The organism is Streptomyces sp. Z26, from assembly GCF_003665095.1.
In the GTDB taxonomy this organism is placed as follows: Bacteria; Actinomycetota; Actinomycetes; order Streptomycetales; family Streptomycetaceae; genus Streptomyces; species Streptomyces phytohabitans.
In genome coordinates, this window is the sequence record NZ_RCHV01000002.1 from 5,667,203 (window position 1) to 5,692,027 (window position 24,825).

General features: G+C 75.1%; 19 protein-coding genes and 1 riboswitch. Of the genes, 8 read left to right on the forward strand and 11 right to left on the reverse strand.

Features of this window, described 5'->3' with window-relative positions; genetic code table 11:
* Positions 1–85 precede the first annotated feature (85 nt).
* A complete protein-coding gene (locus D7M15_RS24525) occupies positions 86–1,537 on the forward strand; it encodes an aromatic amino acid ammonia-lyase (protein WP_121519485.1) in 1,452 nt (483 codons plus the stop codon).
* A gap of 41 nt (positions 1,538–1,578) precedes the next feature.
* Here the strand turns inward: D7M15_RS24525 and D7M15_RS24530 are convergent, their stop codons facing one another.
* From D7M15_RS24530 to D7M15_RS24555, 6 genes are all read right to left on the reverse strand, one after another.
* Positions 1,579–2,895 (reverse strand): alpha-glucosidase/alpha-galactosidase, encoded by a 1,317-nt coding sequence (locus D7M15_RS24530; RefSeq protein WP_121519486.1) that lies wholly within the window; start codon positions 2,893–2,895, stop codon positions 1,579–1,581.
* Entirely contained in the window at positions 2,892–3,989 is a 1,098-nt protein-coding gene (locus tag D7M15_RS24535; protein WP_121519487.1) for a PfkB family carbohydrate kinase, read from the reverse strand. The genes D7M15_RS24530 and D7M15_RS24535 overlap by 4 nt, the downstream gene beginning before the upstream one ends.
* A gap of 68 nt (positions 3,990–4,057) precedes the next feature.
* Positions 4,058–4,957, reverse strand: a complete 900-nt coding sequence (locus D7M15_RS24540; protein WP_121519488.1) for a carbohydrate ABC transporter permease — start codon at positions 4,955–4,957, stop codon at positions 4,058–4,060.
* On the reverse strand, positions 4,954–5,949 hold the full coding sequence (locus D7M15_RS24545; RefSeq protein ID WP_121519489.1) for a sugar ABC transporter permease: 996 nt from the start codon (positions 5,947–5,949) through the stop codon (positions 4,954–4,956). Before D7M15_RS24545 ends, D7M15_RS24540 begins: the two co-directional genes overlap by 4 nt.
* A gap of 121 nt (positions 5,950–6,070) precedes the next feature.
* Entirely contained in the window at positions 6,071–7,387 is a 1,317-nt protein-coding gene (locus D7M15_RS24550; RefSeq protein ID WP_121519490.1) for an ABC transporter substrate-binding protein, read from the reverse strand.
* A 355-nt stretch (positions 7,388–7,742) separates the two neighbouring features.
* Positions 7,743–8,570: an endo alpha-1,4 polygalactosaminidase gene (locus D7M15_RS24555; RefSeq protein WP_121519491.1), complete on the reverse strand. Its 828-nt coding sequence runs from the start codon at positions 8,568–8,570 to the stop codon at positions 7,743–7,745.
* Positions 8,571–8,910: 340 nt separating this feature from the next.
* On the opposite strand from D7M15_RS24555, the gene D7M15_RS24560 reads away from it, so the two are divergent.
* Positions 8,911–9,663: a DeoR/GlpR family DNA-binding transcription regulator gene (locus tag D7M15_RS24560; protein WP_121519492.1), complete on the forward strand. Its 753-nt coding sequence runs from the start codon at positions 8,911–8,913 to the stop codon at positions 9,661–9,663.
* 96 nt (positions 9,664–9,759) lie between these two features.
* On the opposite strand, the gene D7M15_RS24565 is transcribed toward D7M15_RS24560, so the two are convergent.
* From D7M15_RS24565 to D7M15_RS24575, 3 genes are all read right to left on the reverse strand, one after another.
* A complete protein-coding gene (locus D7M15_RS24565) occupies positions 9,760–10,614 on the reverse strand; it encodes a class II fructose-bisphosphate aldolase (RefSeq protein ID WP_121519493.1) in 855 nt (284 codons plus the stop codon).
* Positions 10,611–11,507, reverse strand: coding sequence for a sugar isomerase (locus D7M15_RS24570; protein WP_121519494.1), 897 nt, complete (start codon positions 11,505–11,507; stop codon positions 10,611–10,613). The genes D7M15_RS24565 and D7M15_RS24570 overlap by 4 nt, the downstream gene beginning before the upstream one ends.
* 232 nt (positions 11,508–11,739) lie before the next feature.
* Positions 11,740–13,542: a PucR family transcriptional regulator ligand-binding domain-containing protein gene (locus tag D7M15_RS24575; protein ID WP_121519495.1), complete on the reverse strand. Its 1,803-nt coding sequence runs from the start codon at positions 13,540–13,542 to the stop codon at positions 11,740–11,742.
* 340 nt (positions 13,543–13,882) lie between these two features.
* Here D7M15_RS24575 and D7M15_RS24580 point away from each other — a divergent pair, with 340 nt between their 5' ends.
* From D7M15_RS24580 to D7M15_RS24600, 5 genes are all read left to right on the forward strand, one after another.
* Positions 13,883–14,812 (forward strand): FAD binding domain-containing protein, encoded by a 930-nt coding sequence (locus D7M15_RS24580; protein ID WP_121519496.1) that lies wholly within the window; start codon positions 13,883–13,885, stop codon positions 14,810–14,812.
* Positions 14,803–15,468, forward strand: a complete 666-nt coding sequence (locus tag D7M15_RS24585) for a (2Fe-2S)-binding protein (RefSeq protein WP_121519497.1) — start codon at positions 14,803–14,805, stop codon at positions 15,466–15,468. The genes D7M15_RS24580 and D7M15_RS24585 overlap by 10 nt, the downstream gene beginning before the upstream one ends.
* 5 nt (positions 15,469–15,473) lie before the next feature.
* The gene (gene pucD, locus D7M15_RS24590) at positions 15,474–17,885 is read left to right on the forward strand and encodes a xanthine dehydrogenase subunit D (protein ID WP_121521336.1); all 2,412 of its coding nucleotides are present in this window, start codon (positions 15,474–15,476) and stop codon (positions 17,883–17,885) included.
* 154 nt (positions 17,886–18,039) lie between these two features.
* Positions 18,040–19,551 (forward strand): NCS2 family permease, encoded by a 1,512-nt coding sequence (locus D7M15_RS24595; protein WP_121519498.1) that lies wholly within the window; start codon positions 18,040–18,042, stop codon positions 19,549–19,551.
* A gap of 62 nt (positions 19,552–19,613) precedes the next feature.
* Positions 19,614–20,786: an XdhC/CoxI family protein gene (locus D7M15_RS24600; protein ID WP_121519499.1), complete on the forward strand. Its 1,173-nt coding sequence runs from the start codon at positions 19,614–19,616 to the stop codon at positions 20,784–20,786.
* Positions 20,787–20,883: 97 nt separating this feature from the next.
* Here D7M15_RS24600 and D7M15_RS24605 read toward each other — a convergent pair whose 3' ends face one another.
* Both D7M15_RS24605 and D7M15_RS24610 read right to left on the reverse strand, forming a co-directional pair.
* Entirely contained in the window at positions 20,884–21,588 is a 705-nt protein-coding gene (locus tag D7M15_RS24605; RefSeq protein ID WP_346428825.1) for a transglycosylase SLT domain-containing protein, read from the reverse strand.
* Positions 21,589–21,661: 73 nt separating this feature from the next.
* Positions 21,662–21,850: riboswitch (cyclic di-AMP (ydaO/yuaA leader) on the reverse strand.
* 543 nt (positions 21,851–22,393) lie between these two features.
* Entirely contained in the window at positions 22,394–23,470 is a 1,077-nt protein-coding gene (locus tag D7M15_RS24610) for an endonuclease/exonuclease/phosphatase family protein (protein WP_240649462.1), read from the reverse strand.
* Between the two features lie 146 nt (positions 23,471–23,616).
* On the opposite strand from D7M15_RS24610, the gene D7M15_RS24615 reads away from it, so the two are divergent.
* The gene (locus D7M15_RS24615; RefSeq protein ID WP_121519502.1) at positions 23,617–24,783 is read left to right on the forward strand and encodes a winged helix DNA-binding domain-containing protein; all 1,167 of its coding nucleotides are present in this window, start codon (positions 23,617–23,619) and stop codon (positions 24,781–24,783) included.
* Positions 24,784–24,825: the final 42 nt, after the last annotated feature.

Below are 24,825 nucleotides of genomic sequence, written 5' to 3' on the forward strand. Positions count from 1 at the left end.
GCACGGGACCGCCGCACCCTCCTTGTCAGCGTCGATCAGGAGTTACATGATCGTCGGAATGACGTCCTGACGAGGAGGGGTGCCGATGAGCGACTCCAGCCGCATCCTGATCCGCGGCTCCGGACTGAGGTGTGCCGACGTGGTCCGGGTGGCCCGGCGCAGCGCGTGGCTGAAACTGACCCCCGACGCCCTCAACCGGGCGGGCCGCAGCTACGAGTTGGCCGTCGAGCTGGGCACGAAGGGCGCCGTGTACGGCCGGACGACCGGTGTCGGCGCCAACCGCCACATCGTCGTCGACCCCGACGCCGCCGACCTGCACGGGCTGCGCCTGCTGCGCAGCCACGCCGGGGGCACCGGCGACCCGCTGCCCGACGACGCCGTGCGCGCCGTGATGGCGATCCGCCTCAACCAGCTCGCCGCCGCCGGGAGCGGCGTCCACCCGCGTCTGCTGCGTGCGTTGGAGACGGCGCTGCGGGTGGGCGCGCTGCCGCTGGTCCACCAGCGGGGCGCGATCGGCACCGGCGACCTGACCGCGCTGGCCGAGATCGGCCTGACGCTGGCGGGCGAACTGCCCTGGGAGTCCGGTGGGATCGACCCCGTCGCGATCAGTCCGGGTGACGCCCTCGCGTTCATCTCCAGCAACGCCGCGACCCTCGCCGAGGCCGTCCTGTGCTGGCACGACCTGTCCCGCGTACTGGCCGCGAGCCATGTCGTGACCGCGCTGACGTTCTGCGCGCTGCGCGGCTCGGTCGAGGCGTACGACGCCCGCGTGCACGCCGCGCGCCCGCACCCCGGCGCCGTACGGTGCGCGGGCGAGATGCGCAGGCTGCTCACCTCCGGCGGCGACCTGCTGCCCGGCAAGCGCCTCCAGGACCCGTTCGGACTGCGGGCCTTCCCGCAGGTGCAGGGGCCCGCGCTGGAGGCCGCCGCCCAGGTCGAACGGGTCCTCCAGGTCGACCTGAACGCGGCGGCCGAGAACCCGTTCATCGACGCCGAGACGCAACTCGCCTACCACCACGGCCAGTTCTCCACCGCGCAGGTGGCCCTCGCCTTCGACCACCTGCGCGCCACGCTGCACCACATCGCGGAACTCTCCGCCGCCCGCCTGAGCGACCTCGTCGAACCGGACCTCAGCGACCTGCCGCCGTTCCTCGCCGAGGGGCCCGCGGGCAGCTCCGGCTTCATGATCCTGGAGTACGTCGCCCACGACGCCCTCGGGACGCTGCGGCACGCGGCCGGGCCGGTCACGTTGGGCACGGCGGTGATCTCCCGCGGCCTGGAGGACCACGCCAGCTTCTCCACCCACGCCGTACGCAGCACGGTGGTCGCCACCGCCGCGTACCGCACCGTGCTGGCGTGCGAACTGCTCGGCGCGGTACGGGCGTTGCGCATGTCCGGCGTCGAACTGCCCGACACGCCGCTGCGCGAGGCGTTCCGGCTGGCCGACGAGGGGCTGCCGCACGTCGTCCACGACCATCCGCTGAGCGCCGAGATCCACCGCGCCGAGCAGCTGCTGGACCGCCTCGCCGCGCTGTGACCCCCACGGCTGTACGACGCCCAACCGCCGTGTGCCGCCCGTCAGTTGCCCAGCAGGGCCCGCAACTCCGGCTGTAGCAGGTCTCCGTGGGCGCGCACGAGGTCGTCGCACAGGTCCCAGATGCGTTCCACCGGCAGCGCGGCGGCCGTCGCCGGGTCGGCCATCGCCGCGTGCCGTACGTGGCGGGGATCGCCGTCGGTGGCGGCGCGCACGGTCAGCTCGTTGACGTTCACGTACGAGCGGTTGAGCGCGGCGCACTGCGGCGGCAGGGCGTCGACGCGGGTGGGCTGCACGCCCTGCGCGTCGACCAGGCAGGGCACCTCGACGACGGCGGACGACGGGAGTTCGTCGATCAGGCCGCGGTTGGGCACGTTCCCGTAGACGGTGCGCGGGGTGCCGGTGACGACGCTGTGGACGATCTGCGGCGCGTACTCCATGGTGCCCTCGACCGGCAGCGGGCGGCCCGCGGCGAGCGCGGCGCGGGTCTGCTCGTAGCTGGCGGTGTTCTCGTCGGTGATGTCCAGGTACGCGCCGACGGGCAGCCGAAGCCGCGCCACCTCGCTGTCGTGGTGCAGGTACCAGGGGACGTACTCGGCGGAGTGCTCGCTCGTCTCCGTCGGGTAGTGCCCGAGCCGCCGGTACATGTCGACGCGCACCCGGCGCAGCAGCTGCGGGTCCCGGGTGATCGCCTCGTCCAGCAGCGGGTAGAGGTCCCGGCCGTCCGCGCGGTGCTCGAAACGCAGCACCCACGCCTGGTGGTTGACGCCCGCGGCGAGGTACGACACGTCCTCGTACGCGACGCCGACCAGGCGTGACAGGTCCTGCATCGTCCAGTACACGGAGTGGCACAGCCCGACGGCGCGCAGCCGGGGCGCGATCCGGTGCAGGTACATGACGTTCATCGCCATGGGGTTGGTGTAGTTCAGCAGCAGGGCGTCCGGGCAGACCTCCGCCATGTCGGCGGCGAGCGCGCGGAGCACCGGGAAGGTGCGCAGGGCGCGGAAGATCCCGCCCACACCGAGGGTGTCCCCGATGGTCTGCCGCAGCCCGTGGCGGGCGGGCACGTCGAAGTCCGTACGGGTCGCCTCGGCCATGCCTACCTGGATCATGTTGACGACGAAGTCCGCGCCCTCCAGCGCCTCGCGGCGGTCCAGGTGCGCGGTGACGACGGGGGAGGCGCCCCGTTCGGCGGCGATGTGGCGGGCGGCGCCCTCGGCGGTGGCGAGCCGTTCGGGGTGGATGTCGTGCAGCGCGATACGTGCGTCGCGCAGCTCGGGGAAGGCGAACAGGTCGGCGAGCAGGCCCTGGGTGAAGACGACGCTGCCCGCGCCCACGAAAACGATCTTTGTGCCGGTCATCGGTCGTTCCTCTGCTTCGGGTGGTGCGGTTGCTTCGGGTGGTGCGGTGCGTCCGGATCTCCCGGTCCGGGATCGGGGCCCGGGTCGGCCCCGCCGGGGGCGGGCGCCGGGGGCCGGGCCGCCGCGCCGACGGCCTCCGGCCAGTCGGGCTGCGCGGCGGTGCCGCCGTGCGCACGCGTGGAGAGCGCGCCGCAGGCGGCGGCGATCTCCAGCGCGCGGGCGGTGTCCTCGCCGCGCAGCACGGCGGCGAGGAAGCCCGCGTCGAAGCTGTCGCCCGCGCCGACGGCGTCGAGCGGTTCGACGGGAACGGGCGCCGTGTGCCACGTACGGGTGCCGTCGTGCGCGAGCGCGCCCTCCGCGCCGTTCTTCACGGCGACGAGCGGCCCGTGCCCGGCCAGCAGGGCGGCCGTCGCCGCCAGGCCGTCCTCCGTACGGGGACCGCCGCCCGTGCCGCCGTCCGCACCGGTGGTGGTGAGGGCGGCGGCCAGGGCGCGGGCCTCGGCGGCGTTCGGCAGCAGCACGTCGGTGTGGCGCAGCACCGGGGCGAGCAGCCGCGCGTCCCAGCGCCCGTCCGGGTCGTCGTTGGTGTCCAGCGACGTGGTCGCGCCGCCCGCGCGCGCGGCGCGGAACAGTTCCGGCAGGGCGCGCGCCAGCCGCGGCAGCAGGAAGAACGACGCCGCGTGCACGTGCCGGGCCCCGGCCAGCAGCCGTTCCGGCACGTCGTACGGGCCGGTCGCGGGCAGCGTGCCCGGCGCGGTGAGGATCGCCCGGTCGGCGCCACGCGTGAGGACGGTGGTCAGCGGCGTGGGCAGCTCCGGGTCGACGGTCAACGCGCCGGTGTCGACGCCCCGTTCGGCCAGGGCCTGCCGTACGAACGCGCCCGCCGCGTCCGCCCCCACGCGCCCAGCGAACGCCACCCGCAGCCCCAGCCGCGCCGCGCCGCACGCGGCGATGGCGGCGGAGCCGCCGAGCACCAGACGGCCGTACGGCACGAGTTGCTCGCGCTGGCCGAAGGCGAGGGCGTCCGGCAGGGGGCCGACGACGACGTCCGGGTTGGCGTCGCCGATGACGAGCAGGTCGAAGGGTGGAGACATGGCGGTTCCTGGGTCCTGTCCTGGTGCGGAGGGGAGTCGGCGGGTACGGGTGGGCGGCGGGCGCGGCGTCAGCCCTTCAGCCCGCTGCTGGTGAGGGACTGGATGAACGTCTTCTGCGCCAGCAGGAACGCCACCAGCACGGGCAGTACGGTGACGACGTTCCCCGCCATCACCGCCGACCACCGGGTGTGGTGCTGCCCCTGGAACGTGGTGAGGCCGAGCTGGAGCGTGTACTGCGTGTCGTGGTTGATCGCGATCAGCGGCCAGGTCAGGTCGTTCCAGGTGGACAGGAACGTCAGCACCGCCACCGTCGCCAGCGCGGGCCGCGCCAGCGGCAGCACGATGGAGCACAGCACGCGCAGCCGCGAACAGCCGTCGATCCACGCCGCCTCCTCCATCTCCCGTGGCAGGGAGAGGAAGAACTGCCGGAAGAGGAACACCGCGAACGGCGTCACCAGCGCGGGCACGATCAGCGCGCCCAGGGTGTCGATCAGCCCGAGCCGCTTCATCACCAGGAACGTCGGGATCATCGTCAACTGGAACGGGATGACCATCGTCGCCAGCATCAGCCCCAGCAGCACCCGCGACCCGGCGAAGCGCATCCGCGCGAACGCGTACCCGCCGAGCGAGCCCAGCAGCAGGTTCGAGAGGACCGCGACAGCCGACACCACGAGGGAGTTGGCGAACCAGCGGGGGAACATCGCGTTCCCCAGCACGTAGCGGTAGCCGCCGAGGTCGACGCTCTCCGGCCAGAGCGCGGGCGGGAAGCGGTTGATCTCCGCGTTCGTCATCACGGAGCTGAGCAGCAGCCACAGCAGCGGCAGCGCGAACGCCAGCGCCAGCGGAGCCAGCACCAGGTGCCACGGGCTGAACGGGAGCCGCCGCGCGCGCGGGCCGCGTACGGGGGACCGGCCGGTGCGCGGGGCGGGGCCGGCCGCCTTCCGCGCGGGCGTCACGTGGGTGGTCATCGTGCGGCCTCCTCGCCGGTCGCGCCGGTACGGGTCGTCGCCTTCGCCGCGCCCGCCTCCGCGCGCGCCTGCCGCCACCGCACGAGGCGGAGCGCGCCGCCCGCCGCGAAGAGGGCGACGGCCAGCACGTACGCGGCGGCCGCGCCGTACCCGGCGGTGAACGTGCGGAACGCCTGCTCCCAGACGAAGTACACGATCACCGTGGTCGAGCCGAGCGGCCCGCCCTTCGTCGTCACGTACACCAGGTCGAACACCTGGAGCGCCTGGATGAACTGCCACAGCAGCAGGAAGACACCGACCGGCGCGAGCGTGGGCAGCGTGACGTGCCGCAGCACGTGCCACCGGCCCGCGCCGTCCAGCCGCGCGGCCTCCACCAGCTCCGGCGGCACGTCCTGGAGCGCGGCCAGCAGCACCACGACGCAGAAGCCGACGCCGCTCCACAGCGAGATCAGCACCAGCAGGTACAGCGCCTGGTCCGGGTCCCCGAGGAAGCCCTGCGGGGAGATCCCGAACTGGTGCAGCAGCGAGTTGGCCGCGCCGAACTGCGGGTCGAGGATGAACGAGAACAGCACGCCCTGCGCCGTCGCCGACACCACGAACGGGATGAACACCAGCGTCCGATACAGCCCGATCAGCCGGATGCGGCGGTTCAGCGCCAGCGCCAGCACGAGTCCGCCCGCCAGGCTGAGCGGCACGTACAGGCCCGCGTACACGAGGGTGTTGCGTACGGCGGTGTGGAAGTTCGGGTCCTCCGCCAGCGCGCGGTAGTTGTCCACGCCGACCCAGCGGCCCGGCGTGACGAGGTCGTCCGCGCGGAACGACAGCAGCAGCGACCAGACCACCGGCACGATGCCCAGCCCCAGGATCACCAGCGTGGCGGGCGCGGTGAACGTCCAGGCGGCGGCGGCCTCGCGGCGGGCCCGCCGGGTGCGGGTACGGCGCCGGGCGGCGGCGGCCGGTTCGAGGGTGAGGGGACGCGGCACCCTCACCATGACGGCCGTCCCGCCCGTACGCGGGACCCGGCGGTACGGGGGCGGTGCGCCCGCTTCCGTACGGCGGCCCGCTTCGTTCGCTCTGCTCGCATCGTGGCCTTCCTCATCGTCGGACCACCCCTCACCGGGGGATCAGCAGGGCGGCGTCGGCCTTGTCGGCGCACCGGCGCAGCGCGTCGGCGGGGCTGCGCTTCCCGAGCAGCACCGCGACGACCGCCTCGCCCAGCGCCTGGGAGATCTGCGGGTACGCGGGGTGCACCGGCCGCACCCGCGCCGTCTCCAGCGCCTTCGTGAACACCGGCAGCCCCTCCGTACGGGCCGCGTGCCGCCGCCACCGGGGGAGCCGTTCGGCGGCGGCGCTCAGCGGCAGGCTGCCCGCCGCGACGCCCCAGCGGGCGTCCCGTTCCGGCTGGATCATCCAGCGGACGAACTCGACGGCGGCGCGGGAGCGCGCCGAGCCGTTGTCGAAGACGGTCCAGGTGTCCGGGCCGGAGATGGTGACGGGCGGCCCGCCGTAGCCGGGCAGCGGCACGACGCCGTAGTCGACGCCCGCGCCGGTGATGTCCGGCAGCTGCCACGGGCCGGTGGCCACCATGGCCATCCGGCCGCCCAGGAACACCTGGTACATCTGCTCGCCGCCGGGCTTCGGGTCCACGTACACGCTCCGGTCGCGCGCCAGCCGCTCCAGCGTCTCCAGGGCGCGCACGCCCTGGCGGGCGAAGCCGATGCTCCGGCCGTCGTCGCCGATCACGTCGCCGCCCAGGTCCCAGACCATCGGCCAGATCCGCCACACGGTGTCCTCGTCGCCCGTGCCCGGCCAGCCCGTACCGAAGACGCCCCGACCCGTGTCGGTCAGCCGCCGCGCCGTCGCGACGAACTCGTCCCAGGACCAGCCCGGTTCGGGGAAGGGCACGCCCGCCGCGCGGAACAGCTTCTTGTTGTAGACGACGCACAGCGCGTCGAGCAGGGCGGGCGCGGCCCGCAGCCGACCGTTCAGGGTGACGGCCTCGCGCGCGGCGGGCCAGTAGCCGCTCCAGGGGGTGGCGCCGCCGCGCAGCGCGTCGGTGAGGTCGACGACGCTGGGGCTGCGGGCGACGCTGGCGAGGTCCGAGCCGAAGACGTAGGCGATGTCCGGGAACGAGCCGGACGCGAGCGCCGCCGTCACCTTCTGGAGCATGGCGTCCGCGATGACGCCCCCGCCGCCCGCGTCCACGCGGATACGGGGGTGCGTCCGGTTGAAGTCCGCCACCAGCTCCTCGACGGCCTTGCGGCCCGTGTCGCTCTGCCCGTGCCACAGCTCGACGGTGACCTTGCCGTCGGGGCCGACCCCGTCGGAGGCGCCCGACGCGCACCCGGCGAGCAGCGGCGCACCCGCGACGGCCGGAGCGAGCGCGGCGGCGCCGCGCAGCAACCGGCGCCGGGACGGGGTACGGGGCATGGCGGGCTCCTTACGGCGGGTGGGGTGCGGGTGTGCCGGTGCCGCTGGTGGGTCCGGCGGGCCCGGGGCCGGCGGTGCGTTCCGGTGCGGGGTGGTGGCGGGAGGCCGCGGCGGGGGCGCGGCGCCCGGGGGGAGCGCGGGCGTCCCGCGCGGGGGAGGCGTGCGCGCGCGGTCGTCCCGTGGAGGAGGGCCGCGCTCCCCGTACCCTCCGGGCGCGGAGGACGGGCGCGGAGGCGTACGGGAAGGGCGTACGGGAGGCGGCGTCGGCGGGCACGTACGCACCGTGCCCGCCGGGGTGGCGCGCGCCGGGAAGGCACGCCGCCGGTGGCCCGTGCGGGCCGTGGCGGAGGGGGCGTCAGCAGGTGCGGTGGACGTACGCCCCGCTGTCCGGAGTGGTGACGTCCATGTCGCGGCGCACGATGCTCAGCGTGTCGCCGTGGGACGCGCAGGCGTCGTTCAGGCCCTCGTCCGTGTACTCGACGACGACCACGTGGTCGTCGAAGGCGTCGGCGTAGTCGCCGCACTCCTTCCACTGGCCGCACTCCTCCGCGACGGCGAAGTCGAGGCCCGTCTCGTCGCGGCTGTCGGCCAGCTCCACCGTGTTCTTCTGGGCGGCGGCCAGGCCCCGCTCGTGCGCGTGGTCGGACAGCAGCTTGGCGAACGCCTTGGCGTCCTCGGCCGACAGCAGGTCCTGGGAACGGGTGTAGCTGTCGTAGTTGTCCGGCTCGATCGCGTCGAAGCCCTTGTCGGCGCAGCCGTCCGTCCAGGCGTTGACCCGCTCGGCGACGCGCTCCCGCTTCTCCGGCGTACCGATGTCCAGGAGCGCCTCATCCCAGTCCGGATCGATGACGACCTCGCCGTCCGCGTCCCGCAGCAGCAGGTCGTCGGGCCAGTCGTCGTCCTCGCCGGGCTGGACCTGGAAGGCGTTGATGTAGCAGATGTTGTAGAGGCCGGAGGCCGGGGTCGCCGTACGGTCCCGGCTGACGACCTCGGTGCCGGAGGGCGGGTCGTACGGGCCGCCGATCTGGTAGTCGAATCCGACGCCGGGCTCCGGCAGTGCCGGTTCGGCGGCGCTCGCGCTCGACTGGGTGTTGGTGACGATCCCGGTGGCGACGAGCGCCGAGGCGGCGAGGGCGGCGGCGGCCCAGGAGCGACGGCGGCGCAGGGCGTGGCTGGCAGGCATGGTGTGCTGCTCCATCGATCGCGGATACGGCCCCGCCTCGGACGACGCGGCCGTGCACGCGTTCCTGGCGACTCTGGCCGGGCTCGGGACGGCGTCCGCTACCGGCTGGGCGTACCTCTACGGTGCCGGGTGACACCACCCTGGGCACTGGCAGGATCAAAGCGCGTCCCGCCGCGTACGTCAAGAGCGCGAACCTGAGCAGATGTGCAGAAACGCGCAAGGCGCGGCCCGGGGCACCTGTCCGGGGCAAGCGCGCCACGCGCCCACCGGCCGGGCTCACGGGCAGGTCAGACGCGGGAAAGGGAACCGTGCGCGGCTGATCAGGGCTACACTCGGTGACATGCTCAAGAGTGATCGCTTGACCCGGATCATCGACCACGTGGCCGCCGAGGGCAGCGTGGACGTCCAGGGCCTGGTCGGCCTGCTGGGCGTGTCCGGCGCGACCGTACGCCGCGACCTCCAGGAGCTGCACGAGCGCGGCATGCTGCAACGCACCCACGGCGGCGCCGTCACCGCCGCGTTCGAGCAGCCGCTGCGGCACCGCGCGGGGCGGCAGCGCGTCGAGAAGCAGCGCATCGCGGCCGCCGCGGCGGCCCTGGTGCCCGACGGCGCCGTCGTCGGCCTCACCGGCGGCACCACGGTCACCGAGGTCGCGCGGGCGCTGGCGGGACGCACCGGCATCACCGTCGTCACGAACGCGGTGAACATCGCCGCCGACGTCGTCGTCCGCCCCGACACGCAGCTCGTCGTCATCGGCGGCAACGCCCGCTCGCAGAGCTACGAGCTGGTGGGCCCGGTCGCGGAGCGGGTCCTCGACGAGTACCACCTCGACATCAGCTTCATCGGCGTCGACGGGCTGACCGTACGGCGCGGTTGCAGCACCCACGACGAGCTGGAGGCGCACACCGACCGCGCGTTCCTGCGCAACAGCACGCGCACCGTGGCCGTCGCCGACCACACGAAGATCGGCCGGGTCACGTTCGCCCGGATCTGCCCCGTCACGGACATCAGCACCGTCGTCACGGACGGCGCGGCCGACGAGACGGAGACGGCGGCGATCCGCGCGCTGGGCGTCGAGGTGCTCACCGTCTGACCGGCGCGCACGGTCCGGCGCGCGCCGTCCGCCCACCGGGCCCGTGCGCGCGCCGCCCGGCGCCGGCGGCCGACCCCCGTACGGCCGCCGGGCCGGTCACAGGGCGGACGCGCCGCCCGCCGCCCCCAGCACGCCGAGGACGCGGGCGACCTCGTCGGCCATCGCCGCGCGCGCGGGCGCCAGATACCGCCGGGGGTCGACCAGCGCGGGCTCCCGGGCGAGCACGTCCCGTACGGCGCCGGTGAAGACCGCGTTAAGGTGCGTCGACAGGTTGATCTTGCGCATCCCGGCGGCCACCGCCGCGGCGAGCGTGTCGTCCGGCACGCCCGACGAGCCGTGCAGCACGAGCGGCACCGGCACCGCCTCGCGCAGCCGCGCGACCAGCGCGAGATCCAGTTCGGCGCGGCGCTCGGTCATCGCGTGCGACGAGCCGACCGCGACGGCCAGGGCGTCCACACCGGTCCGCTCGACGAAGCGGGCGGCCTCCTCCGGGTCGGTACGGACCCCGGGCGCGTGCGCGCCGTCCTTGCCGCCGACCTCGCCCAGCTCGGCCTCCACCCAGACGCCCCGTTCGTGGCACCACCCGGTGAGGGCGCGGGTGCGTTCGACGTTCTCCGCCCAGGGCAGCCGCGCGCCGTCGTACATCACCGAGGTGAAGCCCGACTCGACCGCCTCCCGCACCAGTTCGGGCCGGGTCGCGTGGTCCAGGTGCAGGGACGCGGGCGTGCCGGTGGCGGCGACGGCCGCCGCGGCCGCCGCGGCGAGCGGGCGCAGCGCGCCCCGGTACGCCACGGCGTTCTCGCTCACCTGCACCACGACGGCGGCGTCCGCCTGCGCGGCCCCGGCGAGGACCGCCTCCAGCTGCTCCAGCAGGACGGCGTTGAAGGCGCCGACGCCGTGCCGCCCGTCCTCCGCCGCGCGCAGCAGGGCGCCCGTTCCGACCAGCGTCACGACGCGTCCTCCAGCACCACGGAACGGGTCAGGTGCGGCGGGTTGTCCACGTCGCGGCCCAGCCCGGCGGCCAGCTCCGCGGCGACCCGCTGGGCCCTGACCAGTTCCGCGAGCGGGTCCAGGCCCGACGGCCGTACGAGGTGCGCGCCGGTCGCCGCGATCTGCCCGTCGAGGCCCGGCGGCAGCGCGCCCGCGCCCAGCGGCCAGACGGCGCGGCCGGGGGCGGCGATGCCGATGGGGCCGTGCCGGTACTCCATCGCCGGGTACGACTCGGTCCACCACGCGGCGGCCTCCCGCACCTTGAGCGCGGCCTCGCGGGCCAGCCCGTACGTCCAGCCCGTGCCGAGGAACGTGATCTGCTCCGCCGCCAGCAGCGCCGGGTCCAGCTCCGCGGTCACCGCCGTCTCGGCGTCGCGCACGGCGGCGGTCAGGTCCTCGCCGAGGTGGGCGCGGAGGAGGACGAGCTGCGAGGTGGGGAAGCGGGTCTGCACGACGGAGCGTTCGTCGGCGAAGTCCAGGACGACGGCGTCGTCGGCCAGTTCCCCGGCGGGCGAGTCCGGCACCGCGGTCACCACGGTGGCGCGGACCCGGCCGCGCACGCGCTCCAGCGCGTGCAGCACCTCGGTGGTGGTGCCGGACCGGGTCAGCGCGAGCACCCGGTCGTACTCCCGGTCCAGCGGCGCCTCGGACGCGGCGAACGCGTCGGTGCGGCCGTGCCCGGCGGCCTCGCGCAGCGCGGCGTACGACTGCGCCATGAACCACGAGGTGCCGCAGCCGACCACCGCCACCCGCTCCCCGTGCCGGGGGAGCGCGGGCGCGTGGCGTGGCAGCAGGTCCACGGCCCGCCGCCAGCAGGCGGGCTGCGAAGCGATCTCGTCGGCGGTGTGCGACATGGGCTCTCCTACGACGTGTGACGTGGGGCCGGGCCCCTGACATGCGCGATGCGCAGAAGTGCGCAGACGCTCTGCTCAAAGTTGAGCATATTTCGTTGTTCTATCAGAAGCGCGCAGGGGAAGCGAGGGCGCACGGCGGGAGCGCGGGGCGCGCGGACGGGTACGGGCACGGGTACGGGTTCGGTCGGCGCGTACGCGAGGCGGCCCGCGCGAGGGTGGCGGCGCGGGGTGGTCAGCTGATGCGCAGGGCCAGGAAGAAGTCGAGCTTGTCCTCCAGCCGCGACAGGTCACGGCCCGTCAACTGCTCGATGCGGCCCATCCGGTAGCGCAGGGTGTTGACGTGCAGGTGCAGCCGCGCCGCGCACCGCGTCCACGAGCCGTCGGCCGCGAGGAACGCCTCCAGCGTCGGGATCAGCTCGGCCCGGTGCCGCCGGTCGTAGTCGCGCAACGGGTCCAGCAGCCGCGCGGTGAAGGCGCGACGCACGTCGTCCGGTACGAACGGCAGCAGCAGCACGTGCGAGGCCAGCTCCTCGTGCCCGGCCGCGCAGACCGCGCCCCGCCGGGCCGCCGCCACCCGGCGCGCGTGCCGGGCCTCCTCCAGCGCGCCGCGCAGGCCCTCGGCGGAACGCACCGCCGCGCTCACCCCGAGCGTCAGCCGACCGTCCCCGGCGAGCCCGCGCTCCATCGGCTCGCGCACACCCGCCAGCAGCGCGCCCGCGACGATCCCCGGCGCGACGGACCCGGCGCCGCGCTCGCCGCCCTCGGCGCCGCCCCCGCCCGTACCGGAGCCCCCGCCCGCGCCCCCGCCCGTACCGCCGCCGTCCCCGTCCCCGTCCGCCGGTGCGGGCAGCGGCACCAGCGCGACGGCCTCCCCGCCCGTGTGCGCCACCGCGACCCCGTCGGCCGCCCCGGCCCCGCCCGGCTCCGCCGGGCAGGCCCCGGCGAGCACCTCCTCCAGCAGCGCCCGCGCGACGGGCCCGGTCTCCACCGGGGCGCCGCCGTCGTCGCCCGTGCCCCACTCGACGCGCGCCACCACGACCTGCCAGTGCGGCGCCGCCGCGCCCGATCCCGGCAGCAGTACGGGCGCCGCGCCCCGCAGCCGCGCCGCCGTCTCCGCGGGCGCCGCGCCGGACTGCACCAGCTCCAGCACCTCCTGGGCGAGCCGCCGCCGTACGGCGCGGGAGGCGTCGTGGCGTTCGCGTTCCACGGCGATCAGCTGGGTGACGCCGTCCAGCAGGTCGAGCCGTTCGGCGGGCCAGTCGCCCGTGTCGGCCTCGACGGCGAGCAGCCAGTCGGAGAGCGCCGTCCCGCGCGGGTCGCCGTCCGTGCCGGTGCGGACGGGGAAGAGGGCGTACGCGGCGCCGTCCACCGTCGCGCGGTACGGCCCGGGGTGCCCGGTGCGTACGCCCGCCAGGTGCTCGCCCGCGAGCCGCGCCCGTACGGCGCCGGGCAGTGCGGCCACCCCGTCCGCCCGGCCCGCCGCGCCCCCGCCCGTACCCGTGCTCCGGCCCGCCACCTGCCGCCCCGTCGGGGACAGCACCCACGCCCGCAGGTCCAGGTCGGAGTCGAGGAGGTCCAGCACCGCGTCCGCGCCGCCGCCCGCCGGTCCGGCGGACATCAGCCGCCGGTGCCGGTCCACGACCGCCGCCAGGTCGACCGCCCGCTCCGTCGACACCTGCCGCACCACGTGCTCGGTGACGGTGGCGAACGCGACGTCCTCGTCCACCGCGAACAGCGGCAGCCGGTGCCGCGCGCAGGCCGCGACCAGGTCGTCCGGTACGGACCCCAGTTCCGCCTCGCCCGCGGCCAGCCCCGCCACCCCGGCCGTCGCCAGGACGCGGACGAAGGGCTCGGAGTCGGCGGGCGTACGGCGCCACGCGAGGCCGGTGAGGACCAGTTCGCCGCCGGAGAGGTAGCGGCTGGGGTCCCGCAGGTCGGTGGTCATCACGCCGCGCACCGTGCGGTCCAGCTCCGTACCGCCGCCGAGCAGCCGCAGCCCGAGCGAGCCGCTGTCGAGGAGTGCGCGGAGCCGCATGTCGTCGCCCGCCGTTCCGTTGCGTGAGGGCCGTGTGTGCTGGCGTGTTTGTCGGCGTGCGTGCCGGGTGCCCGTGCCGGTGCGCCCGTACGGGGAGTGCCGGTGCCGGAGTGCCGGGGTACGAGGCGCCGGGTCGCCGCTTTCGTGGGAATCTACAAGACCGGGCGTTCGGGTGGTCAAGCGCTTCATGGTTTCGGTGACTGCACCGGGACACGCGCGCCTCGGTCTACTGGGGCGCACCGCCGTGAACGGCACCTGGACGGTTCCCCGCGCCACCCGCCCGGGAACCGGCCCCGGCCACCCGCCGTACCGCCCGAGAGCGACCGGAGAAGAGACACCCATGGAGTTCCTGCGCCCCGCCGGCTGGGAGGAAGCGCTCGCCGCCAAGGCCGCGCACCCCTCGGCCGTCCCCATCGCGGGCGGCACCGACGTGATGGTCGAGTTGAACTTCGACCACCGGCGGCCCGCGCACCTGCTGGACCTGAACCGGATCGGTGAGCTGTACGACTGGGAGGTCGGCGCGGACCACGTGCGCCTCGGCGCGGCCGTGCCGTACTCCGCGATCATCGAGCACCTCGCCGCCGAACTGCCCGGCCTCGCCCTCGCGGCGCACACCGTCGGCTCCCCGCAGATCCGCAACCGCGGCAGCGTCGGCGGCAACCTCGGTGCCGCCTCGCCCGCCGGTGACGCCCACCCCGCGCTGCTCGCGGCGGGCGCGGAGGTGGAGGCGGAGTCCGTACGGGGGACGCGGCTGATCCCGGTCGACGAGTTCTTCACCGGCGTGAAGCGGAACGCGCTCGCGGACGACGAGTTGATCCGCGCGGTGCGCATCGCGCGCGCGGACGGGCCGCAGCAGTTCTCGAAGGTCGGCACGCGGAACGCGATGGTCATCGCCGTGTGCGCGTTCGGCCTGGCGCTGCACCCGCGTACCCGCACGGTCCGTACGGGCATCGGCTCCGCCGCGCCCACCCCGGTGCGGGCCCGCGTGGCGGAGGACTTCCTGAACGCGGCGCTGGAGGAGGGCGGCTTCTGGGACAGCGGCCGTACGCTCACGCCGTCCGTCGCCCGGCAGTTCGCCGAGCTGGCCGCCGGCGCGTGCGACCCGATCGACGACGTGCGCGGCAGCGCGCGCTACCGCCGCCACGCGGTGTCCGTGATGGCCCGGCGGACGCTGGGCTGGACCTGGGAGAGCTACCGCGCCGGTACGGGCACGGCCGCCCCCGCGCGCGGTGACGGAGACGACGCAGAAGGAGGTGCGCGGTGCGCGTGACATTCCGCGTGAACGGACGCCCGTACGAGGCCGACGACGTGTGGGAGGGCGAGTCCCTGCTGTACGTGCTGCGGGAGCGGATGGGCCTGCCCGGTTCGAAGAACGCGTGCGAGCAGGGCGAGTGCGGCTCCTGCACCGTACGGCTCGACGGCGCGCCCGTCTGCGCCTGCCTCGTCGCGGCGGGTCAGGTGGAGGGGCGCGAGGTCGTCACCGTGGAGGGGCTGGCGGACTTCGCCCGCGAGCGCACCGCCCGCGCGTGCGGTACCGGCGCGTGCGGCGGGGTGACGGAAAGCGAACCGGAGAGCGCCACGACGGGCGGCGGTACGTCCGTGGACGCCGCCCGCCGCTGGGAGGCGCGGCCCGCCGGGCCGGACGCCGGACTGGCGCCGGTGCAGCGGGCGTTCATCGACGCGGGCGCCGTCCAGTGCGGCTTCTGCACGCCCGGCCTGCTGGTCGCCGCCGACGAACTGATCGAACGGAACCCGCAGCCCTCGGACGCCGACATCCGCGAGGCGCTCTCCGGCAACCTCTGCCGCTGCACCGGCTACGAGAAGATCCTCGACGCCGTCCGCCTGGCCGCCGCCCGAGGCGACGCCGAACCCGCCGGGGCCCCCGGCGGCCACGGCACCCCCGGAACCCACGGAACGGGAGCGTGAGCGCCGTGAACGGAGTCACCCGTACGCCCACCAGCCTCTCCCAGGGCAGCCGCACCCGCGGCGGCATCGGCGAGTCGACGCTGCGCCCGGACGGCACCCTCAAGGTCACCGGCGAGTTCGCGTACGCCTCCGACATGTGGCACGAGGACATGGTCTGGGGCCACACCCTCCGCAGCCCGCACGCGCACGCGGAGATCGTCTCCGTCGACACCACCGAGGCGCTGCGGCAGCCCGGTGTGCACGCCGTGCTGACGTACGACGACCTGCCCGCCGAGGTGCGGCACTACGGCCTGGAGATCCAGGACACCCCCGTCCTCGCCCACGGCCGGGTCCGGCACCACGGCGAGCCCGTGGCCGTCGTGGCCGCCGACCACCCGGAGACGGCGCGCCGCGCCGCGGCGAAGATCCGCGTCGAGTACGCCGAACTGCCCGTCGTCCACGACGAGGAGTCCGCGACGGCGCCCGGCGCGCCGCTGCTGCACCCCGGCCGCGACGACCACCACGCCGGGCACGTGCCGCACCCGAACGTCGTGCACCGCCAGCCCATCGTCCGGGGCGACGCGGCGGCGGCCGCCGCGCGCGCGGACGTGGTGGTGACCGGCGAGTACGAGGTCGGGATGCAGGACCAGGCGTTCCTCGGCCCGGAGTCCGGCCTCGCGGTGCCCGCGGAGGACGGCGGCGTCGACCTGTACGTGGCCACGCAGTGGCTCCACGCCGACCTGCGGCAGATCGCGCCCGTCCTGGGGCTGCCCGAGGACAAGGTGCGGATGACGCTGTCCGGGGTGGGCGGCGCGTTCGGCGGGCGCGAGGACCTGTCGATGCAGATCCACGCGTGCCTGCTGGCGCTGCGCACCGGGCGGCCGGTGAAGATGGTCTACAACCGCTTCGAGTCGTTCTTCGGGCACGTGCACCGGCACCCGGCGAAGCTCCGGTACGAGCACGGCGCGACCCGCGACGGCCGCCTCACGCACATGCGGTGCCGCATCGTGCTGGACGGCGGCGCGTACGCCTCGTCCTCGCCCGCCGTCGTCGGCAACGCCTCGTCGTTGGCGGTCGGGCCGTACGTCGTCGACGACGTCGAGATCGAGGCCGTCGCGCTCTACACCAACAACCCCCCGTGCGGCGCCATGCGCGGCTTCGGCGCCGTACAGGCGTGCTTCGCGTACGAGGCGCAGATGGACCGGCTCGCGGCCGAACTCGGCCTGGACCCGGTCGAGTTCCGGCAGCGGAACGCCATGTCGCAGGGCAGCGTGCTGCCGACGGGCCAGGAGGTCGACTCCCCGGCGCCCGTCGCCGAGATCCTGCGCCGCGTCAAGGCCATGCCGCTGCCGCCCGCCCGCCAGTGGGAGACCGCGGGCGGCGACGGCACCGCCGCGGACGTACGGGCGCTGCCCGGCGGCCTGTCCAACACCACGCACGGCGAGGGCGTCGTACGGGGTGTGGGCTACGCGGTCGGCATCAAGAACGTCGGTTTCTCCGAGGGCTTCGACGACTACTCCACCGCCCGCGTCCGCCTGGAGGTCGTGGCCGGGGAGCCGGTCGCCACCGTGCACACCGCGATGGCCGAGGTCGGGCAGGGCGGCATCACCGTGCACGCGCAGATCGCCCGTACGGAGCTGGGCGTCACCCAGGTCAGCATCCTGCCCGCCGACACCCGTGTCGGCTCGGCCGGTTCGACGTCGGCGTCGCGTCAGACGTACGTCACCGGCGGCGCCGTGAAGCACGCCTGCGCGGCCGTGCGCGAACAGGTCCTGCGGCTCGGCCGGGAGCGCTTCGGCGCCCACCACCCGGCGTGGGCCACCGCCGAACTCCTGCTGGAGGGCGGCAAGGTGGTCACCGACGGCGGCGAGGTGCTGGCGTCCCTCGCGGACGTCGTGGAGGGCGAGACGCTGGAGGCCGACCTGGAGTGGCGGCACCGGCCCACCGAACCGTTCGACCTGCGTACGGGGCAGGGGCGCGGGCACGTGCAGTACAGCTTCGCCGCGCACCGCGCCGTCGTCGAGGTCGACACCGAACTCGGTCTGGTCAAGGTCGTGGAGCTGGCCTGCGCCCAGGACGTCGGCAAGGCGCTCAACCCGCAGTCCGTCGTCGGCCAGATCCAGGGCGGTACGACGCAGGGCCTGGGCCTCGCCGTCATGGAGGAGATCGTCGTGGACCCGGCGGCGAAGGTGCGCAACCCGTCCTTCACCGACTACCTGATCCCCACCATCCTCGACACGCCGACCATCCCCGTCGACGTGCTCGAACTGGCCGACGAGCACGCCCCGTACGGCCTGCGCGGTGCCGGGGAGGCGCCCACGCTGTCCTCCACCCCGGCGGTCGTGGCCGCGATCCGGCAGGCCACGGGGCTGGCGCTGCGCCGGGTGCCCGTACGGCCGGAGCACCTCACGGTCGACCCGCCGCAGGGGCAGCCGTAGGCACGGTCCGCACCACCCCGCACCACCCACAGGACCGACTCCCTCCGGGGAGCGGTCACCGCGTCTCGGGCCGTCCCCCGGGTCGTGCGTATCCCACGCCCCGCGCACGCAGCGTGCGCGCGGGTGCCCCCGTGAACCTTTGGGAGAGGCACACATGACCCAGTCGCACACCGGACAGGACCGGGGCCGGGAACGAGGACGGGACCGGGCCCGCGACCCGGAGCCGGACCCGGGGCGGGGAGGGCCGCCCGCCGGGCGGTCCCGGCTCGACCGGTGCTTCCGGATCACCGCCCGGGGCAGCACCGTCGCGCGGGAGGTGCGCGGCGGCGTCACCACCTTCATGGCGATGTGCTACATCCTGCTGCTCAACCCGGTGATCCTGTCCGTGCCCGACGCCACCGGCGCCCAGCTCGACGCGGGCCAGCTGACGACGGCCACGGCGTTCGCCGCCGCCGTCACCACCCTCGCCATGGGCGTCCTCGGCAACGTGCCGCTCGCCCTCGCCGCCGGGCTGAGCGTCTCCGCCGTCGTCGCGTTCCAGGTCGCGCCCGAGATGACCTGGGCCAACGCGATGGCCATGTGCGTCGTCTACGGCGGCGTGATCATCCTGCTCGTCGCCACCGGCATGCGGGAACTGATCATGAACGCCATCCCGCTGGCCCTGAAGCACGCCATCACCATGGGCATCGGCCTGTTCGTGTGCCTCATCGGACTCGTCCAGGCGGGCTTCGTGACCAGCATGGACGGGCCCGGCGGCGTCGCGGGCGAGAAGCCCGTGCAGCTCGGCGTGCACGACCAGCTGACCGGCTGGCCCGTCCTCTGCTTCGCCGTCACCGTGCTGCTGATCTTCCTGCTCCAGGTGCGCCGGGTGCCCGGCGCCATCCTCGTCGGGATCGTCGGCGGCACCGTACTGGCCGCCGCCGTGCACCAACTCACCGGCATGACGCGGAAGGACTGGGGCGGCCTCAACGCGCCCGAGATCTCCGGCTCCCTGGTCAGCGCCCCCGACTTCGGCCTGTTCGGCGACGTGTCCTTCCGGGGCATGGCGGACGTCGGCGGCGTCACCGTCGCCGTGATCGTCTTCACCCTCGTCCTGGCCGGGTTCTTCGACGCCATGGGCACGATCATCGGCATCGGCCAGCAGGCCGACCTCGTCGACTCCGACGGCCGCATGCCCGGCCTCAGCCGGGCCCTCGCGATCGACGGCGCGGGCGGTGTCCTCGGCGGCGTCGCGGGCGCGTCCGGGCAGACCGTCTTCGTGGAGTCGACCGCGGGCGTCGGGGACGGCGCCCGTACGGGCCTCGCCAGCGTCGTCACCGGACTGGGCTTCACGCTGTGCCTGTTCTTCACCCCGCTGGCGCAGGTCATCCCCACCCAGGTCGCCGCCGCCGCGCTGGTCGTCATCGGGTCGATGATGATGAGCAACGCGCGGCACATCGACTGGAACGACCCCGCCACCTCGATCCCCGTCTTCCTGACGACGGTGCTGATGCCGTTCACGTACTCCATCACCGCGGGCATCGCCGCCGGGGTGATCGCGTACGTGGCGATCAAGGCCGTCGAGGGCAGGTGGCGCGAACCGGGCTGGCTGATGTGGCTGCTCGCGGTCGTGTTCCTCGTGTACTTCTCGCTCGGCCCCATCGAGGGCTGGCTGGGCGTGCGCTGACCGGGGCAGGCGACCCGTACGGACCCGTACGGCCCGCGCGACGGATGGAAGGAGCGGAGCGGATGTTGGACGTGGCGGCGGAACTGGACCGCTGGTGCCGCGAGGGCCGGGACTTCGCGGTGGCCACCGTCGTGGCGGTCGGCGGCAGCGCGCCGCGGTTGCCGGGCGCCGCGCTGGCCGTGGACGCCGCCGGGACGGTGGTGGGCAGCGTCTCCGGGGGCTGCGTGGAGGGCGCGGTGTACGAGCTGTGCCGGGACGCGCTGCGCGACGGGCGGCCCGTACGGGAGCGCTACGGGTTCGCGGCGCCCGACGGTGGCCGAGGCGACGCCGACGATCCGTTCGCGGTGGGCCTGACCTGCGGCGGCACCCTCGACGTCCTGGTCGTGCCGGTCGCCGCGGACGCCCCCTGGCGCGCGGTCGTGGCGGACGCGGTGTCCGCCGCGGCCGACGGCGGTCCCGTCGCCCTCGCCCGCGTCGTCTCCGGCCCCGACGCGCTGCTCGGCCGGGCCCTGCGGGTCCGCCCGGACGGCACGTACGCGGGTGGGCTCGGTGCCGCCGGGGCGCTGGACCGGGTGGCCGCCGCCGAGGCGGCCGCGCTGCTCGCGGCGGGCCGTACGGGCACGGTGCGCGTCGGCGCGGACGGCGGCCGGTGCGGCGAACCGGTGACGCTCTTCGTGGAGTCGTGCGCGCCGCCGCCGCGGATGCTGGTGTTCGGCGCCGTGGACTTCGCGGCGGCGCTCACGCGCGCCGCGCGCTTCGTGGGCTACCGGGTGACGGTGTGCGACGCGCGGCCGGTGTTCGCGACTGCCGCGCGGTTCCCGGACGCGGACGAGGTCGTCGTCGACTGGCCGCACCGCCACCTGGACGCCACCGAGGTGGACGCCCGCACCGTGGTGTGCGTGCTGACGCACGACGCGAAGTTCGACGTGCCGCTGCTGGAACGGGCGTTGCGGCTGCCCGTCGCGTACGTCGGCGCGATGGGGTCCCGCCGTACGCACGACGACCGGCTGGCCCGGCTGCGCCGAGCGGGCCTGACGGAACGGGAGTTGGCGCGGCTGCGCTCACCGATCGGGCTGGACCTGGGCGCGCGTACGCCGGAGGAGACGGCGCTGTCCATCGTGGCGGAGGTCGTGGCCGACCGGCACGGCGGCACGGGCGTCCCGCTCACCGGGGCGCGTGCGCCGATCCACCGCGACCCGGGGGAGGCGGGCGTACGTACCGGCTCGTACGCCTGACCCGCCGGGGCGCGCGGCGCGGCCCCGGACACACGGACTGCCCGCCACCGGGGGTGCGACGGGCAGTCCGCGGGTGGCCGCCGGGGGAGCGGCCGACTCAGTACGGGCCGTCGACGTTGTCGATCGAACCGTACGTCTGCGCCGCGTAGTTGCACGCGGCGACGATGTTCGCGACGGGGTCGCGCTGGTCGAAGGCCGTGCCGGCCACGTGGTACGCGTCGAAGGTCGGCTTGATGATCTGGAGCAGGCCGATGGAGGGCGTGCCGTTCCGCGCGTTGGAGTCCCAGTTGTTGGTGGCGTCGGGGTCGCCGCCGGACTCGCGCAGGATGTTGCGGTGGATGCCCTCGTAGCTGCCGGGGATGCCCTCCCGGGCCATCACTTCGAGGGCCTCGTCGATCCAGCCGTCCAGGTCGGTCGACTGCGTGCGCCGTACGCCGTCGGCGCCGGTGCCCGGGTCCGTGGCGCCGGCCCGGTCGGCGGACGCCGTGGCGCCGCCGGTGGCGAGGGTGAGGCGCTGGCCGGGCACGATCGTGTGCGGGTCGGCGCCGATGGTGTCGCGGTTCGCCGCGTAGACGGCGGACCAGCCGCCCTCGACGTCGTTCCGGTCGGCGATCAGGTGCAGGGTGTCGCCGTCGACGACGGTGTACGCGTCCCGCGCCTCGGAGCGGGCCGGGGCGTGGGCGGGGGCCTGCGCCGAACTCCGCTCGGACGCCTGGGTCTTGGCGGCGGAATGCGCGGGGGCGGCGTGTGCGGTGCCCGTGAGAACGGGCGCGGCGATTCCCGCGCCACCCGCGGCGATCACGAGGGAGATCCGGGAGACGTGCCGGGAACGGGATGGGGTGCGCGGTCGTCGATGGCGGCCACGAGACATAGCGGTGTCCTCTCCTGGCGCCTGCGAGGTGAGCTGTCGGATTCGGGCTGGAGTTGCCCGGCCATTCCTCCGTCGTCCCCTTTGCATGGGTGACGAGAAGAGGCATGGCTTCACCCCAAGCCGGACCGTGTCGCCGCGGCCCGGCACGTACCTGGTTCCCCCGCTCCTGCCGGATGAGTGGTGCGAACTGCCCTCGCCGGGCGGCAGGATTCGGCGCCCCGGTCCAGGGCTCCCACCGTTCACGGGGGCGGGAGCGAGGGTTACACAAGCACATCGGTCGCACCCCGACAAGCTTTCGGATTCCGGCTTCCCCGGCTTTCGCGAGGCTTTTCTCCGGGCGCGTCGACGCTGCGCGTCGGATCTCTCTCCGAGCGTGAGAAAGGCGAATACGGGCGCGGCGTGAATCCACCCCGGAAAACGGTGACTTGGTGATTCCTCGACAAGGCGCGGACGGCGGGGGAAGACCGATCCCGCTGCCGGTGTGACTCCGGACACAGGCGTTCCGGGAAAGCGGGCGCGTCCGCTTATGGGCGAGAATTCCCCGCATCAACGGATGGGACACGGAATCGCCCTGCGGGAATGTCGGCACATGTCACCCGATTCCGCCCGATGGGCGGACCGTGCGCGACGGGCTTCCGCGTCGACCCCACCCGTGGAGGACGCGACGCAGCCCCGCGCGGTTGCGCGTGGACGGCCTCCGTGGCGGCGCCCGGCCGCGTACGGGCCGGTCCGGGACTCAGCCCCGGTCGTCGTAGAACTGGAGGTCCACCAGCAGCGCCCGGTGGTCCGACCCGTCCAGGTCCAGGAACTGCGCGTCCGCCGCCTCGAACTCCTCACTCAGCAGCACGTGGTCGATCTGCGCGCCCAGCGGCGGCGCCGTCAGCGAGGGCCAGGTCGGTGTGCGCGACTGCCCCTGGAGCCGGGCCGCGTCCCGCAGGCCCGTGTCCAGGACGGCGCGGAACGCCGCGTGGTCCTGACCGGAGTTGAAGTCCCCGGCGAGCAGCGTCGGGCCGTCCGCGCGGGCGGCGTACGCGCGGAGCCGGTCCAGTTCCCGATTCCAGGTCGTCACCCCGTTCGGCACGGGCGGCATCGGATGCGCCACCTGCACCCGTACGTCGCGCCCGGCGATGTCCACCACCGCGCCGGGCATGGCCAGTTCACCCGGTACGGGCGGGGTGCTGCGCAGCGGGAACGTGCTGAGCAGCGCCGAGCCGTCCGCGCCGTTCCCGTCCGCGATCACCCGGTGCGGGTACGCCTCCCGCAGCTCGGCCGTACGCAGCCGCGCCGCGCACCGCCGGTCGCACTCCTGCACCGACACCAGCTGCGGGCGCTCCCGGCGCACCGTGGCCAGCAGCGAGGACGTGGCCTCGCCGTACTCCAGGTTCGCCGTCAGCATCCGGAACCGCGCCGTCGGCGGCTGTTCGCGCGGCAGCGGCGCGTCGGGCCCGTACGGCAGGACGAACCACCCCGTCGCCGCCAGCACCACCACCGCCCACAGCGTCACGAACCAGCGCCGCCCGAGCACGGCCGCGAGCAGCGCCAGCCAGCCAGGGGCGAGGAACCACGGCAGGAACGCCAGCAGTTGGGGTACGGGCGTCGGCCCGTCGGCGTCGGCGGCGCGGAACGCGAGCGGCACGGTGACGGGCACCAGCAGCAGCACCGCGAGCCGGGCGAGCGCGCGTCCCCGCCGCCCGCGCCCGGCCCGGCGCGCCGCCGCCACCGGCCCGCGCGGGGCGGGTCCGGCGCCGTCCGGTGGCCGTAGTTCGGGAGGTGTCTCACCTCGGTACTCGTAGTCGTCCTGCCCCGTGCGCACGCCCCCGATGGTGCCCTACCCCGCCCACCAGCGGCGCGACGGGGCCACCGCGCGCATGTCGCGCCGGGCGCGCGGCGCGGGAAGCACCGGGCGCGCGGCCGGGTCGCGGCACGGGAGCGTCCTCGACGGGCCGTACCGTCGGCCGCATGGCGACCACCCCGCATCCCGCACCCGCCCCCGAACTGTCCACCCGGACGCTCAACCGGGCGACCCTCGCACGGCAACTCCTGCTGCGCCGCGCCGACATGGACGCCGCCGAGGCCGTGGAGCACCTGGTGGGCCTCCAGACACAGGTGCCCGGCAACCACTACACCGCGCTGTGGAGCAGGCTGGCCGGGTTCGACGCCGAGGACTTCTCACGCCGCTTCGCCGAGCGGGAGTTCGTCCGGCTCAGCATGATGCGCTGCACCCTCCACACCGTCACCGCGCGGGACGCGCTCGCGCTGCGGCCCCTCGTGCAGGCGCCGCAGGACCGGTCGCTGAAGTCGTCGTTCGGCGGGCGGCTGGCGGGTGTGGACCCGGAGGCGGTGGCCGTACGGTCGCGCGAGCTGCTGGAGGAGCGGCCCCTCGGCACGGGCGAGCTGGGCGAGCTGCTCGCCGCCGAGTGGCCCGACACCCCGCCGCGGGCCCTGGGGATGGTCGCCCGCCACCTGCTGCCGCTGGTGCAGGTGCCGCCGCGCGGCCTGTGGCGTACGGGCGGTGCCGCCCGGCACACCACCGCCGAGCACTGGCTGGGCGCGCCGCTCGCCGGGAGCGGGGACTCCCGCGTACGGCCGGACCCGGACGCGTTCGTGCTGCGCTACCTCGCGGCGTTCGGGCCCGCGTCCGTACGGGACGCGCAGACGTGGAGCGGGCTGACCCGGCTGCGGGAGGTGGTGGAGCGGCACCGGCCCGAACTGGCCGTGTTCCGCGACGGGTCGGGCACCGAGCTGTACGACCTGCCGGACGCGCCGCGCCCCGACGCGGACGTGCCCGCGCCGCCGCGCTTCCTGCCGGAGTTCGACAACGTCTTCATCGGTCACAAGGACCGCTCCCGCGTCGTCGCGCGGGACGACCTGCGGCTCTTCTGGACGGGCTACGCGGCGAAGCCCGTCTTCCTCTCCGACGGCTTCCTGCGCGGCACCTGGCGGATCGACACCGACGCCGGGACAGCCACGGGCCGGGAACGGGCGGTGCTGGCGCTGAAGCCGTTCGCGCCCCTGCCACGCGCCGGGCGCGACGAGCTGGCGGCGGAGGGGACGGCGCTGCTCGCGTTCCACGCGCCGGGCGCGGACCACGACGTGCGCTGGGAGCCGCCGTACGCGGACGGCTGAGGCGGTCGCGCCGTACGCGGGCCGCGCCGCGGCAAGATCGCG